Genomic DNA, 15,264 nt, shown 5'->3' on the forward strand with positions numbered 1-15,264 from the left:
TATTTGCCGCCTCTGAATCAGGGCCTGTGTTTCTCATTGGCCCCTTATCAAATGTTCTAAACATCTCAAGCAGAAGCAGGCTTACAAAAACATGTCGAAAGCAACAATGGTGGGAAATGAACAATCAAAAGGCTTAAAAATGCTGTTGGTTGCCGTTATCTGTTTGGGTCTCAATTGGCCAGGTATGAAAGTGGGACTTGAGATTGTTAGTCCTCTATGGATGGTGAGTTTACGTTTTATTCTCAGTATCCCCGTAATAGCTTTGTTTGTCTTATTGACGAAACATCGCTTACCCCGGTTAAACAGAAAAGATAGGTCAGTAATACTGGTCGTGGCCTTTTTCCAATTTATTCTTTCTATGGGGCTAATTACGGTATCGCTGCAGTTTATCCCTGCGGGCACTGCAAGTATTTTGATCTACACCACTCCTTTGTGGATGTTGCTTATCGATACCCTATGGTATAAGCAAAAAGCCCCGTCAAAACGGCTTATCCTAACGGGCATATCTACCTTTGGTTGTGTATTGATTTTATTTGGTTCAGGCCAGCCAGGAGCGTGGATCCCGCTGTTTGGTATGCTACTCGCTTCTGCATTGTGGGCTCTGGCCATTCGTCGCGTCTCATTTCATCAATGGCAAGGAACAGTTATAGAAGCGGTATTTTGGCAATTTTTAATTGCCGGTATCGTTATGTTAGGTATTGCCTTTGTGTTTGAAGGCATCCCCGACTTCGCATCCTATTCACTAAGGGATTGGGCGTTATTAACCTATATTGGGCCGGTGGCCACTGGATTGGGCTTTGGTCTTATGGTGGCAGCGGGGCCTAAGTTGGCTCCGGATAAAATAGTGCTTATCTCTACACTTACCCCTATTATCGGCTACGTGAGTTCAGTTGTAGTGTTGAATGAAGCTTTATTGCCGATGGTGGTAGCAGGCGCAGTGTTAATGATTGCAGCTTTGTTGGTAAACGGTTTACCCCGTAGCTCCCTTAAAATACTCACCAAAGGGCGATAAGCGAACGATAAGAGAAAAAGGTCCCCCTTCATTGGTGCAGCACAGCTAATTTATGGGAGGGGACTAACGCCCGTGTATGATCAAATTTCGGCCTTTGTCTTTTGCTTTATAAAGGGCTTTGTCCGCGCGACGAAAGGCGTCCACGATATCGTCGGGGCCATTGCATAAGGTCCAGCCTATGCACGCGCCAAGGCGCTTACCCTCTAATTCGTCAACAACGAGGGTATTGATGTTATGGTGCACTTTGGCCAACACTTGGTAAAATTCTGATGCCTTGCTATCTCGGGCGGCTATATTACGCCATATAATCGCAAATTCTTCACCGCCAAAGCGCCCAGCTATTGTATCTTCGTTATTTAAGGGGCGTAAAATAGTGGCTATTTTTCGAAGTACAATATCTCCCACATCGTGGCCGAAGGTGTCATTAATGCTTTTGAAATGATCGAGGTCTATTAAACCAATGGCAAGTGTGTTGCCAGCAGATGGGGGCGTTTCAAAGCTTTCATCAACAAATAAGTCAATGCTACGTCTGTTCGGTAAATTGGTTAACGCGTCTAGGGATGCAAGTTCAGTTAGCATCTTATTTGAGGCTTCTAGCTCTTTCGTTCTTTCTCTTACTAGCTCTTCTAGCATCGCGGTTTGCTTACTTTGTAGCTCTGCGATGGCTTTCTCACTGTCTCTCTCACTTTGAAGTACCCGCACAAGGTAGTTCGAGGTTAGCACTATCATAAAGGTACAGGTAAGCAATAAGCCTATCATGAACATGGCGATGGGATCGAAAGCATAAAGATTGTTAGACAGCGCAATCATTACCAACACTAATGTGCTTATGGACACCGGGAGCATTGCTATGGCTAGCCACTTCGCAGTGCCCGAACCCCGTTTGTGTTCTTTGAAAATAACGATAGCTGAAATAAATAGAAAAGGAACGAACAAAATGACGGGAAGTTTCAGCGCTAAATCTAACCCAGCAATTCGCCATACTCCCATACCAATAAAGGGGAGGGCGAAACAAAATAGGCGGATAGGTTTATATCCATAAACCTTGCGTCCCGGTCGCTTTAACGTAGCGAATAGCACCCAAAATGCCGACAGTAATACAGCGTAAATACTTATCGCGTAACTTATATCATTAAGTGCAGGTAAGGTAGGCCACAACAATTTAAAGGCATAACCAAACACCCTGAAAAACCAAAATGTAGTGGCTAAAATAAAAATAGCGAAGCTTAAGAAGGCGAGTTTACGGGTAGCAAAGTACACCACAAAACACAGTGCAGTTAGGATTGTCATGGCACCGAAAAAAGCCATATCTCGTTGTAAAATCGAAATATAGTTGTTTGTCATTTTTTCTGGTGTGGCCACAGAAAAACTATAGCGAAGTATTTCACCTTGCATATGGCCGTAAAAGGTTACGCTGCCCTTTGCGGGTAAAATGGTAGGAAAATGATAGTTAGGTACATCTACTTCTCGGGTGGTAAAAGCAAGCGCATCTCCGGTATACCATTGATTGTTTCCATCCGATACATAAAGGTACTTGATCGCAGGAAAAATGATATTCAGCCACACTGGGGTGGGGGTGGAATGAGGGCTTGTTACCGTAACCTTAAAATGCAGGTACTCATCAGGCTTACGGGTTAAGTGTGAGGCATCACTCACCCATTGTTCATTACCAGTAAGCGTAGGCGCTGATGTTACTGTAAAATGAGTATAAGAAGTTAACGTTAGCTGCTCGTTAATATCGGAAAATACCGCCTGGCTTTGTGCCCAGGAGCTGTAAGTTAAAAATAGAAATAAAAACGCGAATCTAGTCATAAAAATTTAGCATTAAAAGTCAAACCTCGAGCTAACAATGGTTGAAGGCACTTTAATTACACCACACGTTAATGTAGAGACTAATAAACAAGTAAGCAATTAAAAGATAATAGCAAAGCGTACACAAATAAGTGAATGTAATGTCTAGAAAATACTCTATTGCCGGGCTTCGTACACTGATTTGATAACACTTAGGTATCTACATTTGGGCTTTCTGCTTTTAACTACTAAAGGGCTATAATTCTTGCTAACTCGCTCTACTGTTACAGCGCGTAAGATGCTAAAATTGCGCTAATTAAATACCTAGCTTGTATCGAGCGTTTTAAAAAGAACCCTCTTTTGTGCGGTAAAGCATTGCTTCACCGTGGTAAAGCGCGATCCTGAACTTGGTGCAAGTTCAGAACGAAAAGCACAGAACGAAAAAGATAAGTATTAATGTCAGATCAAAAGCTGTTAGAAGAGATTAAAAAGCGACGCACGTTCGCTATCATATCCCACCCTGATGCGGGTAAAACGACAATAACTGAAAAGGTGTTGTTATTTGGGCGTGCGCTGCAAACCGCCGGAACGGTTAAAGGTAAAAAATCTGGCCAGCACGCTAAGTCGGACTGGATGGAAATGGAAAAAGAACGTGGTATCTCGGTGACCACCTCTGTAATGCAATTTCCCTATAGTGATCATCTGGTTAATCTTTTAGATACGCCCGGGCACGAAGATTTCTCGGAAGATACCTATCGTACACTTACCGCAGTTGATTCCTGTTTAATGGTTATTGATGCGGCTAAAGGGGTAGAGGATAGAACCCGTAAACTAATGGAAGTGACTCGCTTGCGAGACACGCCCATTCTTACGTTTATGAATAAACTTGACCGAGACATTCGAGACCCCCTTGAGTTGCTTGACGAAGTAGAGACAGAATTAGATATTCTGTGCGCGCCTATCACATGGCCGATTGGCTGTGGCAAAAGCTTTAAGGGTGTATACCACCTTTACCGTGATGAAGTTATTTTGTATCAAAGCGGGCACGGCCATACGATCCAAGATGTACGCATTATTAAAGGCCTAGATAACCCAGAAGTTGACGAAGCAGTAGGTAGCGATTTAGCCCAAACTCTGCGTGACGAGCTTGAACTTGTGCGCGGCGCATCAAATGAGTTTGACAAAGAATTGTTTATTGAAGGTCAGCTAACCCCTGTATTTTTTGGTACAGCATTGGGTAACTTTGGTGTCGATCATATGCTTGACGGCTTGGTTGAATGGGCACCGGGGCCGTTAGGTAGAGAGACCGAGGAAGGTAGCATTGAGAGTACCGACGGTAAATTCAGTGGGTTTGTGTTTAAAATTCAGGCCAATATGGACCCAAAACACCGCGACCGAATCGCGTTTTGTCGTATTGTGTCTGGCAAGTATGAGAAAGGCATGAAAATGCGCAACAGCCGTTTAGGAAAAGATGTGCGTATTTCCGACGCGCTCACATTTCTCGCTGGCGATCGTGCACTGCTAGAAGAAGCTTATGCGGGCGACATTATCGGTTTACACAATCACGGTACTATCCGCATCGGCGACACCTTTACATCAGGCGATAATTATCGCTTTACGGGTATTCCTAACTTCGCGCCAGAGCTATTTAAACGCATACGGCTAAAAGATCCGTTGAAACAAAAGCAATTGTTGAAAGGCTTAATCCAGTTATCTGAAGAAGGTGCGGTTCAGGTATTTCGTCCCCTCGCCAATAACGATTTAATTGTGGGCGCGGTGGGTGTATTGCAGTTTGACGTTGTAGTGGCTCGCCTAAAAGCAGAGTACAACGTAGATGCGTTATATGAGCATATTAACGTTAGCACAGCGCGATGGGTATACTCAGATAGTGAGAAAAAGCTTGATGAATTCCGTCGTAAAGGTGAGCAAAATCTCGCCCTTGATGGCGGCGATAACCTTACGTACATAGCGCCGACAATGGTGAACTTACAATTGGCGCAAGAGCGCTACCCCGACATTCAGTTTAAAAATACGCGCGAAAATTAAGAATACACTATGAATATACATGCACTATTAGTTAACCGTTTTAATGAAGCTCTACAAGAGATGGGCGTAGAAAATGCGCCAGTGCCAGTGTCGCGCAGTGCTCGGGTAGAGTTTGGCGAGTATCAGTTTAATGGCGCTATGGCGCTAGCTAAACAATTGAAACAAAAACCCCGAGATATCGCTGAAAAAATTGTGTCTATCGTTAAGCTTGACGATATTGCCAGCAAATTAGAGGTCGCAGGCCCAGGCTTTATTAATGTTCACTTGAAGGATACGTGGCTGGCCAATCAGTGTGAATTAGCACTGACCGATCCTCGCTTGGGCATTGCTAAGTCTTCACCTCAAAATATTGTTGTGGATTATTCGTCGCCCAACCTTGCTAAAGAAATGCATGTAGGGCATTTGCGTACCACCATTATTGGCGATGCCGTAGTGAAGGTGCTTGAATTTTTAGGCCATAATGTTATTCGTCAAAACCATATGGGCGACTGGGGAACCCAATTTGGGATGCTTCTTGCTCATCTGTCGGATAAGTTGCAAGAAGAGGTGGCCGAAACAGCCTTATCTGATTTGGAAGACTTTTATCGTGAAGCGAAAGTTCGTTTTGACGAAGAAGAAGGCTTTGCCGATCGCGCCCGCGAGTATGTGGTTAGGTTACAAGGTGGCGACGCGCAATGCCTCGCATTGTGGGAAAAGTTTATTGATGTTTCTATTGCCCACTCAGAAGAAGTCTACGACAAACTTAATGTTAGCCTAACCCGTAAAGATATTATGGGGGAGTCTGCGTATAACGAGGATCTTGCTAGTGTCATCGCCGATCTTAAGGCACAAGGTATTGCCGTAGAAGACCAAGGTGCGCAGGTGGTATTTTTACCTGAGCTGGCAGATAAAGAAGGCAATCCAGCGGTTTACATCGTACAGAAGTCGGGTGGCGGGTATTTATACGCAACTACAGACCTTGCAGCTATGCGCTATCGCAGTGGCAAACTAAACGCCGATCGTACGCTTATTCTTACTGACGCGCGTCAGGCATTACATTTTAAGCAAACTGAAATCGTAGGGCGCAAGGCAGGCTTTATGAAAGAGGAGCAAACCTATGAGCATTGTCCTTTTGGAATGATGCTAGGTAGCGACGGAAAGCCTTTTAAAACCCGTACGGGTGGCACGGTTAAATTGGTTGAACTGCTAGATGAAGCAGTAGAGCGTGCAGGTAAACTTATTGCCGAGCGTGATAACGAATTAAGTGAAGATGAGCTAAAAGAAGTTGCACGTAAAGTAGGTATAGGCGCAGTAAAATACGCTGATTTATCAAAAAACCGTACCACTGATTATATGTTTAATTGGGACTCAATGTTGAGTTTTGAAGGTAATACAGCGCCTTATTTACAGTATGCCTATACCCGAGTGAAGAGCTTATTCAGAAGAGCCAATGTGGATATAGCAGCGTTGCCAGTGGATATCACTATTGCAGAAAAACAAGAGCATGCGTTGGCAGTATTGCTTATGCAATTTGAAGAAGTCATTGGCATGGTATCTCGTGACGCAACACCTCATTTACTGTGTACATACTTATACGATGTGGCATCGGCGTTTATGACGTTTTACGAAGCATGCCCAATGCTCAAAGAGGGCATTGAACCAAATGTAAGGGATAGTCGTCTTGCGTTGTGTGCGTTGGTATCGAAAACCTTATCGCAAGGTTTAGGTTTATTAGGTATCGAAACACTGGAAAAAATGTAAATACGCGCTACTTTATTAATTATTCTACATTTTAAAAAAGCTGATCTTTAGGTCAGCTTTTTTATGGCCAAAAAGTTATCAAAACTACTCATCTAACGGGAATAATAGGGGTTTTAACCTGCATAAGCTAACTTGTGTAAAGAAAAATGCTAACGTGTAAACGGCTAAAATGATGCTCATAGCATCCACAATAAAAATGAAAGAGTAACAGGGACACGCAGAAATGATAAAAATAAACCTTATTGGCGCTGCACTTGCGACCATGGTGGTAGCGGGGTGTGCCACTACACCAACGACAGATGTAGCTAGCACGGAGACATCGGCCCCAGCCGTTACTCCGCTAACATTAGACAGAATTTATAAGCAACGTGAGTTCCAAAGCGAGCGTAGTACTTATTTCACTTGGCTGAAAGATGGCTCAGGCTATACCGTATTGGAAAAGCGCTCTTCAGACACAGACGCGAGTAATGACGCGGTGAATAATAGTGATGTTGATGCGCTTAAAGATGACATCGGCGAGGCTGAAGCATCGGTTTCAGGCTATGATATTGTATTTTATAAACCTGACAGTACTGGCCGTAAGGTTCTGGTAAATTTTGAAAAGCTGATCCCAGAGGGACAAGACGAGCCGATAAGTATTGAGCGTTATAGTTGGTCAAAAGACGGTAAGTGGTTACTTATTTTTACCAATGGCCAAAAAGTATGGCGTTCTAACAGCCGCGGCGACTTTTATACCCTAAATTTAGACACAAATGAATTGTTGCAGCTTGGGGGAGAGGAGCCAGGTGATGCCCGTTTAATGTTTGCTAAGTTCTCGCCGGACAGCCAACACATTGCGTGGGTACGAGATAATAATATCTACATGCAACCAGTAGGCACCAACAACGTAGAGCAACTTACCCATGATGGCAGTGATATCATTGTAAACGGAACGTTTGACTGGGTGTATGAAGAAGAGTTTTCTATTCGCGATGGATTTCGCTGGAGCCCTGACAGCAAAAGTATTGCCTATTGGCAGCTTGATACATCAGGGGTAAAAACCTTCACCATGATCAACAATACCGATTCCTTGTATCCCACGTTAACAACGTTTCCTTACCCTAAAGCGGGTGAGCAAAACTCTGCGGTAAAGGTGGGTGTTGTTGATGTGACAAATGGCGAAACCCATTGGGCCGACCTAGCGGGCGACAATCGAGACCGTTATATCCCACGTATATCATGGGCGGGAGAAGGCGATACCCTACTTATTCAAGACGTTAACCGTCCTCAAAACACCAATAAACTCTGGACCTTCGATTGGAAAAATAATCAACTTACTAATATTTACACTGATAAAGACGAGGCATTCTTAGAATGGTTTTACGATGCTAAGTTTATAAATGGTGGAAATGATTTCATTTGGCATAGTGAACGGGATGGATGGCGTCATCTTTATAGAATAGCGAAAGACGGTAGCCAAATTGTTGACTTAACGCCAGGCGAGTATGACATTGTCGATCTTCTTGCGGTAAACGAAGATAACAATGCATTGTATTTTACCGCGTCGCCAGAGGACGTTTCACAGCGTTACTTATATAAAGCGACATTAGATGGTTCTGAGGAAGTGGTACGTGTAACCCCTGAAAAGTTCGCAGGGACAAATAGCTATTATATGTCTGAAGATGGCTCTTATGCTCGTCACTCATTCAGTAATTTCACCACACCACCAATGCGAGAAGTCATTAAAGTTGATGGGCATGAACCTATTAAAAGCTTAATTACTAACACCGAACTAAAACAGAAACTGGCCAATGAAAATCTCCCTTCCCATGAGTTTTTCCAAGTACAGGCGCAAGACGGTGTAACGCTTGATGGTTACATTATGTTCCCGCCCAACATGGACCCAAGTAAGAAATATCCCATAATTTTTTATGTTTATGGCGAGCCCTGGGGGCAGACGGTGAAAGATAGCTGGCGAGGCGGAAGCTACCTTTGGGACGCGATGATGACGCAAAAAGGCTATATTGTCGCCTCAGTAGACAACCGTGGAACGCGAGCACCGAAAGGGCGTGATTGGCGTAAGTCTATCTATAAAAAGCTAGGTGTTATTACTGTGCGAGATCAAGCTGATGCGCTTGCAGCGATGGCTGAACGCTGGTCCGTCATCGACACCGATCGGGTGGGAGTATGGGGCCATTCTGGTGGTGGTACTCAAACGCTTAATTTACTGTTTAGATACGCAGATAAATACAAAGTAGGCGTAGCAGTAGCCCCTGTGCCTGACTTAAGCCTTTACGATACTATTTACCAAGAACGTTATTCTGGTAACCCTAAGACTGATCCTCAGTCGTATGAGAATAGCTCAGCACTTTACTACGCAGATGGTTTGGAAGGCGACTTATTGCTGATTCATGGTACTGGCGATGACAATGTTCATTATCAGGGGTCGGAACGTTTAATTAATGAATTAATTAAGCACAACAAACAATTTGACTTCATGTCCTATCCAAATCGCTCACACGGTATTTATGAGGGCAAGAATACAACCTTGCATTTAAAAACACTTATCAGTGACTATTTTATCGAGCATTTGTAAGTCTTGCTTGACACACAAAGGGGCTCAGCGCTTTGTGAGTTATTCTAAAGACTGGCAAATAAGCTAAAAAATAGGTACAACCTAAGCGTATACGAACTAAGGCTGGCAGCAATGCCGGCCTTTATTATTTAAGTGAAAGGAAATGGAAATGGCGAAGATCTTAGCGTTTGCTGGAAGTACACGAGAAGGCTCATTTAATCACGCAATCGTCAATGTGGCCGCTGAAGGGGCAAAAGAAGCGGGCGCACAAGTAACGGTTATAAACTTAGCAGACTATGCAATGCCCTTGTTCAATGAAGATGAGGAGGCTAAGTTTGGTATACCAGAGCGTGCTAAAGCATTAAAAGCGCTCATGATTGAACATGACGGCTTTTTAATCGCATCACCCGAATACAATTCTAGTTATCCTGCGTTGTTAAAAAATGCCATAGACTGGGCGTCACGCATGGACGAAGGCGAAAAGCCGCTTGCGGCGTATCGAGGGAAAGTTGCAGGGATTATGGCTGCTTCAGCCGGTGGTTTAGGCGGTATGCGCGTGCTAGTGGTATTACGTATGTTGCTAGAAAACCTAGGTGTAATAGTAGCTCCAAACCAAAAAGCGATTGCAAAAGTTGATAGTCTTATAGGGGAAAATCATAAGCTTATTGATGAAAAGACAATTACGCAGTTAAAAACACTGGGTAAGCAAACAGCGGAATTGGCCACTAAAATTGCCAACTAACCCTGTTTTATACCGTCTCTTTGGTTAGGTATAAAGTAGACTGAATGGTCAATTATTTGGCCTAAGGGATTGTTGTTTGACACATAACTGGGTATAACTTAATACAAGTAGCCTCGTAGTGTTAGGGCAAAGCCTGGTGGCACTTACCTTATAGAGGCGCTTTTAAGGTAACGTAGCTGCGAAAAGGCACGGTAAAAAAGGCACGGTAAAAAAGGCACGGGGAAAAAAGTGCGGCGCTAAGACTGAGGCAATACGCTTTGCCTATACGTAATCGAGCAAATAAGAGGAAAAAAATTGGAAAAAGTAATATTTGATACCGACCCAGGTATTGATGATGCCATGGCTATCTTATTTGCTGAGGCGTGTAGCGATATAGATCTTATAGGGATAACCACAGTTTTTGGCAATGCCACGCTCAACACGGCTACACGTAATGCTTTATATCTCAAAGGGCGTTTCAATCTTGCGGCTGATGTGGCTAAAGGCGCTGAAAAGCCTTTGGTTATCCCGGTTGATGAACCCGCCGACTTTGTTCACGGCGTAAATGGATTAGGTAACATTCATATTGATGAGTCTAATTTACCTAGCCCTGTGTCTCTTACTGCTCACGATTACATTATAGAAAAAGTGAAGGCGCATCCTAATGCCATTACTCTTGTGGCGGTTGGGCGCATGACCAACTTGGCGTTAGCACTGCGTAAATGCCCTGAAATAACCCACTTAGTTAAGCAGGTGGTTATTATGGGAGGTGCGTTTGGCTATCAGGGGAAAACAGGGAATATGACCCCCTTTGCGGAAGCGAATATCATTGGCGATCCGCATGCGGCTGATGAAGTGCTTAGCGCGGATTGGCCGGTAACTGTGGTGGGATTAGATGTCACTATGAAAACCATTATGAGCAATGCCTATTTATCTTCATTAATAAACGCCTCGCCTAAGTATGGCCAATTTATTTATGACATTACTCGCTTTTATGCTGATTTCCATCAACAAACCGATAAGGTTGACGGCATTTACGTACACGACTCATCAGCTATTATGTATGTAATAGCGCCTCATTTATTCGAAACAGTCGCAGGGCCAATCCGCGTGGTTACAGAGGGGCCAGCAATAGGACTCACACTTCAAAAAACTGCAAACAAACGCTTTCCTATAGACGACTGGGCCGATTTTCCAGCGCAAAAGGTGTGTTGCAATGTAGATGAAGAGGCCTATTTACAACTTTATCGTGAACAGTTATCTAATGGGCGCTAGCGTATGCTAAACGCCAAAATTATGGTTAAACAAGCGCAATATCGGCCAATTGTTGGCGGTACGTGTCAATAGCGCCAAACTCCTGGGTTACCCATTCGATATTGTAGTAGGTGTCTTGATAGCGCTCGCCGCTATCACACATCAAAGTCACCACCGAGCCTTTTTCGCCATTTTCACGCATTTGATTTGCCACCTGAAGTGCTCCCCATAGGTTTGTACCGGTAGATGGTCCCGCAGTAATACCTATTCTATCGGCCAACCACAGCATGGTGGCCACACTGGCCCCATCGGGCACCTTTATCATGCTATCGATAACATCTGCTTGAAATGACGCCTCAACTTTAGGGCGCCCAATCCCTTCGATACGACTTCCTCGTTGTGCTACTAAACTCGTATCTCTTTGTTGGTAGCTGTCATAGAAAACAGAGTAATCGGGGTCAACCACTACAAGCGATGTGTCTAAACCCTTGTATCGGATATAGCGCCCGATAGTGGCTGATGTACCGCCGGTGCCCGCACTCATTACGATGGTATGTGGTTCAGGGTGGGGTTCTGCACTCATCTGCTCAAAGATACTTTCGGCAATATTGTTGTTACCCCGCCAATCAGTCGCCCGTTCAGCGAACATAAACTGATCCATAAAGTAGCCTTTGTTTTGTTCGGCGATACGTATCGCTTCATCATGCATTTGCGTGGGGCAGTCGACAAAGTGACACTTGCCGCCAAATTGCTCTATTAAAGCAATTTTACTTTGCGCCGTGGAGCGGGGCATTACAGCAATGAAAGGTACACCTATCATGCGCGCAAAGTAAGCTTCAGATACCGCAGTGCTGCCAGAGGACGCTTCAACAATAAGGCTATCTTGGCTGATTTTACCATTACATAATGCGTATAAGAAAAGTGAACGAGCTAGGCGATGTTTCAAACTGCCCGTGGGGTGGGTACTCTCATCTTTAAGGTATATATCAACGCCGGAAATATTTATTCTATCTAACTTTATAAGGTGGGTGTCTGCTGAGCGCTGATAGTCGGCGTTTATTTTATTAATTGCTTGAGTAACCCAAGAGGCCATAAACCGTCATTCCTACAATAAAATGGTAGCATTAGCATAACAGCAAACATCCGTTATATTTTTATCAATCTTGCTTAAAATTTCAAATAGAGTGCGAGTATTTTTTAGTTTTTCTAAATAGATTAGAAATAATTTGTTTTCTAGTTTGCGATGAAAAAATTGGGTATAAAGCTTAAGCTTGGTATCTTATAGCGTTATTGCATTCTACCGAGTTAATTGATGAGAACTTTGCCCTTTTTATTTTGTTTAGCCGTATTCCCCACTGCGCTTCAAGCACAAACACTTAAGGTTGCTACCTTCAACGTAAGTATGGAAGCTACTAATTATGAATATCTGGGCTTACCCCCCACAGGGAAAGTGCTGCCCGAGGTGCTTAAAAACGGCGAGAATCAGCAAGTAAAAAATATCGCGGAAATTATTCAACGGGTAAACCCAGATATTTTACTGCTTAACGAATTTGATTATATAGAAGATAAACAACGCGGTATTTCTGCCTTTATTGAAAATTACCTGCAGGTTTCTCAGCATGGACAAACTCCGGTAGATTATCCTTTTACCTATGTTGGCACAGTAAATACTGGGCAACCTACGCCTTTCGATCTTGACAATAATGGCAAAGCAGAGGGGTATGGTAATGACGCCTATGGATTTGGTTTATACCCAGGCCAATATGGCATGGTATTGTTGTCTAAATACCCCATCGACGTTGCTAATATTCGAACGTTTCAGCACTTCAAATGGCAGCATATGCCTGATGCGCAAGTACCTTTGACGCCTAGCTCAAACGCAGCATCAATACAAAGTGAAGGCGTCGCTCAACCTTGGTATAGCCCACAAGAATGGGAAGCGTATAGACTAAGTTCTAAATCTCATTGGGATGTGCCTGTGAAGGTAAACGGTGAAACACTGCATATACTTGCAATGCATCCGACCCCGCCAACCTTTGATGGGCCCGAGGATAGAAATGGCAAGCGAAACCACGATGAAATCCGTTTAATGGCCGATTATTTGACGCCAGGGAAAGGAGACTATATATACGACGATTCGGGGGAGCAGGCAAGCTTAGATGAAGCAACCCGCTTTGTATTATTAGGCGATTTTAATGCGGCCGATAAGGGCGATAAATATCGCCCTGGGGTTATTGAGCAGCTTACCGAGAGCCCGTTAGTGGATAATAGCGTTATTCCGTTGAGTGAGGGCGGGGCCGCCTCGGCAAATGTAGCCTATAGCGATCGATTTACTGCCTATTGGGGAGCGCGAGCAGACTATGTGTTGCCTTCGACCTATGGCATGAAGGTGCACCAGGCAGGCGTATTTTGGCCTACTCAAACCAGTGATCTTTTTCGACTTGTTGAAGATCGAAAAGCAAGCTCAGATCATCGTATGGTATGGGTAGAAGTAACCTTAACAAAAGATAACTAAACGCGGATATAGTTAGCTGCAAGGATAGCACTTTAGCAGTTTTAAAGCCCAATCCCAGGTTGGGCTTTAAAAGAGTGTTCTGCGCTCGAGTAGGGGAACTTGGTTTAGGGAACACAGATTTATTGGAATTTTTACCGTTATGCAAAATCGTCTTTAGCTAGCATTGGTGATAAATATTGAAATGTTAAAAAAGAAGGTGATATAAACATTTTATTTACACTTCATTGGCAAAGGCATGTTAAATCGAACTGCAAAACCTTTTATTAAGTTAGTTGAGCGTTACCTGCCCGACCCTTACCTCTTCGTTCTTTTACTCACACTTATCGTATTTTTCGCCGCCACCTTAGTAGAGCAACAGCCCGTTATCACTGTGATTAAACAATGGGGTGACGGTTTTTGGGGCTTGTTAGCCTTTTCCATGCAAATGCTATTGGTATTGGTTAGCGGATATATGTTGGCCTGTACGCCGCCTATGCGAAAAGGGTTGCAGCGTCTTGCGAATTTAGCGAACACACCGGGGAAAGCCATTGTATGGGTAACCGTGGTATCACTGGTAGCAAGCTGGATAAATTGGGGCTTTGGGCTGGTGATAGGAGCCATATTCGCAAAAACTTTAGCCCGTAAAACGCCAGTAGATTATCGGTTACTGGTGGCTAGTGCGTACTCGGGTTTTGTGGTTTGGCACGGGGGCTTAGCGGGGTCTATTCCATTAACCATAGCAACGCCTGGTCATTTCGCAGAAGCTCAAATGGGAGTAATTGATACCAATGCTACGATTTTTAGTTCATTCAACCTTATTTTGCTCGCTATGCTTTTCGTGGTTGTCCCCTTGATAAACCGTTTAATGCTGCCGCCTGACTCAGAAAGCGTTATTGTGGACGCAAAGAAACTGTGTGATGAATATGAGCCAGTTGAAAAAGCTTTCCGTCCTGCTGATAAGCTTGAAAATAGTGTTGCTATTGCATTGCTCATCGGTGCGGCAGGTATTGTGTATCTTATTGATTATTTTGCCCGCGGAGGAAGCTTAAACCTCAATATAGTTAACTTCTCATTTTTATTTCTTGCTATTGTGCTTCACGGAACGCCAAAACGCCTATTGCACAGTCTTCACCAAGCCATTCAAGGGGGCAGTGGGATTGTTATCCAATTTCCCTTTTATGCAGGTATTATGGCGGTAATGGTAGAATCTGGCCTTGCACAACGTTTATCCAGCGCATTAATTAGTTTTGCTAGCGCCGAAACGCTGCCAGTATGGAGTTTTCTTAGTGCGGGCGTGGTTAATATTTTTGTTCCTTCGGGGGGCGGGCAATGGGCAGTGCAGGCACCCGTCATATTACCCGCCGCCACAGAATTGGGCGCCGACATTTCCAGGGTTGCCATGGCAGTAGCTTGGGGCGACGCCTGGACAAATCTTATCCAGCCATTTTGGGCGCTTCCGGTATTGGCCATTGCGGGGTTGAAAGCCAAAGATATTATGGGTTTTTGTCTCGTACAGCTTATTATTACAGGGGTAATCATTGCTCTGGCGCTACGATTTTTGTAAATCACGTGCCGTAGGCATAAGTGGATTCGCTCATATGAGTGTGCAATACAGCATACTTTACTTGCTTTTGAGGGGGCTCCTATAGTTT

At 44.0% G+C, this 15,264-nt stretch carries 10 protein-coding genes; 8 read left to right on the forward strand and 2 right to left on the reverse strand.

Going from position 1 to position 15,264, the window contains the following annotated elements:
- Positions 1 to 91: 91 nt before the first annotated feature.
- A complete protein-coding gene (locus GTH32_RS11825; RefSeq protein ID WP_163085961.1) occupies positions 92 to 1,012 on the forward strand; it encodes a DMT family transporter in 921 nt (306 codons plus the stop codon).
- A 63-nt stretch (positions 1,013 to 1,075) separates the two neighbouring features.
- Here GTH32_RS11825 and GTH32_RS11830 read toward each other — a convergent pair whose 3' ends face one another.
- Positions 1,076 to 2,824, reverse strand: a complete 1,749-nt coding sequence (locus GTH32_RS11830; RefSeq protein WP_163085963.1) for a sensor domain-containing diguanylate cyclase — start codon at positions 2,822 to 2,824, stop codon at positions 1,076 to 1,078.
- Between the two features lie 435 nt (positions 2,825 to 3,259).
- Between GTH32_RS11830 and prfC the strand changes: the two genes are divergently transcribed.
- The 5 genes from prfC (at position 3,260) to GTH32_RS11855 (ending at position 11,139) form a co-directional block, all read left to right on the forward strand.
- A complete protein-coding gene (gene prfC / locus GTH32_RS11835; RefSeq protein WP_163085965.1) occupies positions 3,260 to 4,849 on the forward strand; it encodes a peptide chain release factor 3 in 1,590 nt (529 codons plus the stop codon).
- 9 nt (positions 4,850 to 4,858) lie between these two features.
- A complete protein-coding gene (argS, locus tag GTH32_RS11840; protein WP_163085967.1) occupies positions 4,859 to 6,589 on the forward strand; it encodes an arginine--tRNA ligase in 1,731 nt (576 codons plus the stop codon).
- Between the two features lie 232 nt (positions 6,590 to 6,821).
- Positions 6,822 to 9,164 carry a DPP IV N-terminal domain-containing protein gene (locus GTH32_RS11845; protein WP_163086002.1) on the forward strand — a complete coding sequence of 781 codons (2,343 nt, stop codon included), beginning with the start codon at positions 6,822 to 6,824 and terminating at the stop codon, positions 9,162 to 9,164.
- Positions 9,165 to 9,312: 148 nt separating this feature from the next.
- The gene (locus GTH32_RS11850) at positions 9,313 to 9,885 is read left to right on the forward strand and encodes an NADPH-dependent FMN reductase (RefSeq protein WP_163085969.1); all 573 of its coding nucleotides are present in this window, start codon (positions 9,313 to 9,315) and stop codon (positions 9,883 to 9,885) included.
- Between the two features lie 294 nt (positions 9,886 to 10,179).
- Positions 10,180 to 11,139 (forward strand): nucleoside hydrolase, encoded by a 960-nt coding sequence (locus tag GTH32_RS11855; protein WP_163085971.1) that lies wholly within the window; start codon positions 10,180 to 10,182, stop codon positions 11,137 to 11,139.
- A gap of 25 nt (positions 11,140 to 11,164) precedes the next feature.
- Here GTH32_RS11855 and GTH32_RS11860 read toward each other — a convergent pair whose 3' ends face one another.
- Entirely contained in the window at positions 11,165 to 12,211 is a 1,047-nt protein-coding gene (locus GTH32_RS11860) for a PLP-dependent cysteine synthase family protein (protein ID WP_163085973.1), read from the reverse strand.
- A gap of 219 nt (positions 12,212 to 12,430) precedes the next feature.
- Here GTH32_RS11860 and GTH32_RS11865 point away from each other — a divergent pair, with 219 nt between their 5' ends.
- Positions 12,431 to 13,633 (forward strand): endonuclease/exonuclease/phosphatase family protein, encoded by a 1,203-nt coding sequence (locus tag GTH32_RS11865; protein ID WP_163085975.1) that lies wholly within the window; start codon positions 12,431 to 12,433, stop codon positions 13,631 to 13,633.
- Between the two features lie 235 nt (positions 13,634 to 13,868).
- Positions 13,869 to 15,176, forward strand: coding sequence for a short-chain fatty acid transporter (locus tag GTH32_RS11870; protein ID WP_163085977.1), 1,308 nt, complete (start codon positions 13,869 to 13,871; stop codon positions 15,174 to 15,176).
- Positions 15,177 to 15,264 lie beyond the last annotated feature (88 nt).

Source organism: Alteromonas profundi (genome assembly GCF_010500865.1).
Taxonomy (GTDB): domain Bacteria; phylum Pseudomonadota; class Gammaproteobacteria; order Enterobacterales; family Alteromonadaceae; genus Alteromonas; species Alteromonas profundi.

What these genes read in the sequence shown, in the direction of transcription:
- prfC (WP_163085965.1), top strand. Translation starts at nt 3,260, where the DNA reads ATGTCAGATCAAAAGCTGTTAGAAGAGATTAAAAAGCGACGCACGTTC.
- GTH32_RS11850 (WP_163085969.1), top strand. Translation starts at nt 9,313, where the DNA reads ATGGCGAAGATCTTAGCGTTTGCTGGAAGTACACGAGAAGGCTCATTT.
- argS (WP_163085967.1), top strand. Translation starts at nt 4,859, where the DNA reads ATGAATATACATGCACTATTAGTTAACCGTTTTAATGAAGCTCTACAA.
- GTH32_RS11865 (WP_163085975.1), top strand. Translation starts at nt 12,431, where the DNA reads ATGAGAACTTTGCCCTTTTTATTTTGTTTAGCCGTATTCCCCACTGCG.
- GTH32_RS11830 (WP_163085963.1), bottom strand. Translation starts at nt 2,824, where the DNA reads ATGACTAGATTCGCGTTTTTATTTCTATTTTTAACTTACAGCTCCTGG.
- GTH32_RS11825 (WP_163085961.1), top strand. Translation starts at nt 92, where the DNA reads ATGTCGAAAGCAACAATGGTGGGAAATGAACAATCAAAAGGCTTAAAA.
- GTH32_RS11860 (WP_163085973.1), bottom strand. Translation starts at nt 12,211, where the DNA reads ATGGCCTCTTGGGTTACTCAAGCAATTAATAAAATAAACGCCGACTAT.
- GTH32_RS11870 (WP_163085977.1), top strand. Translation starts at nt 13,869, where the DNA reads ATGTTAAATCGAACTGCAAAACCTTTTATTAAGTTAGTTGAGCGTTAC.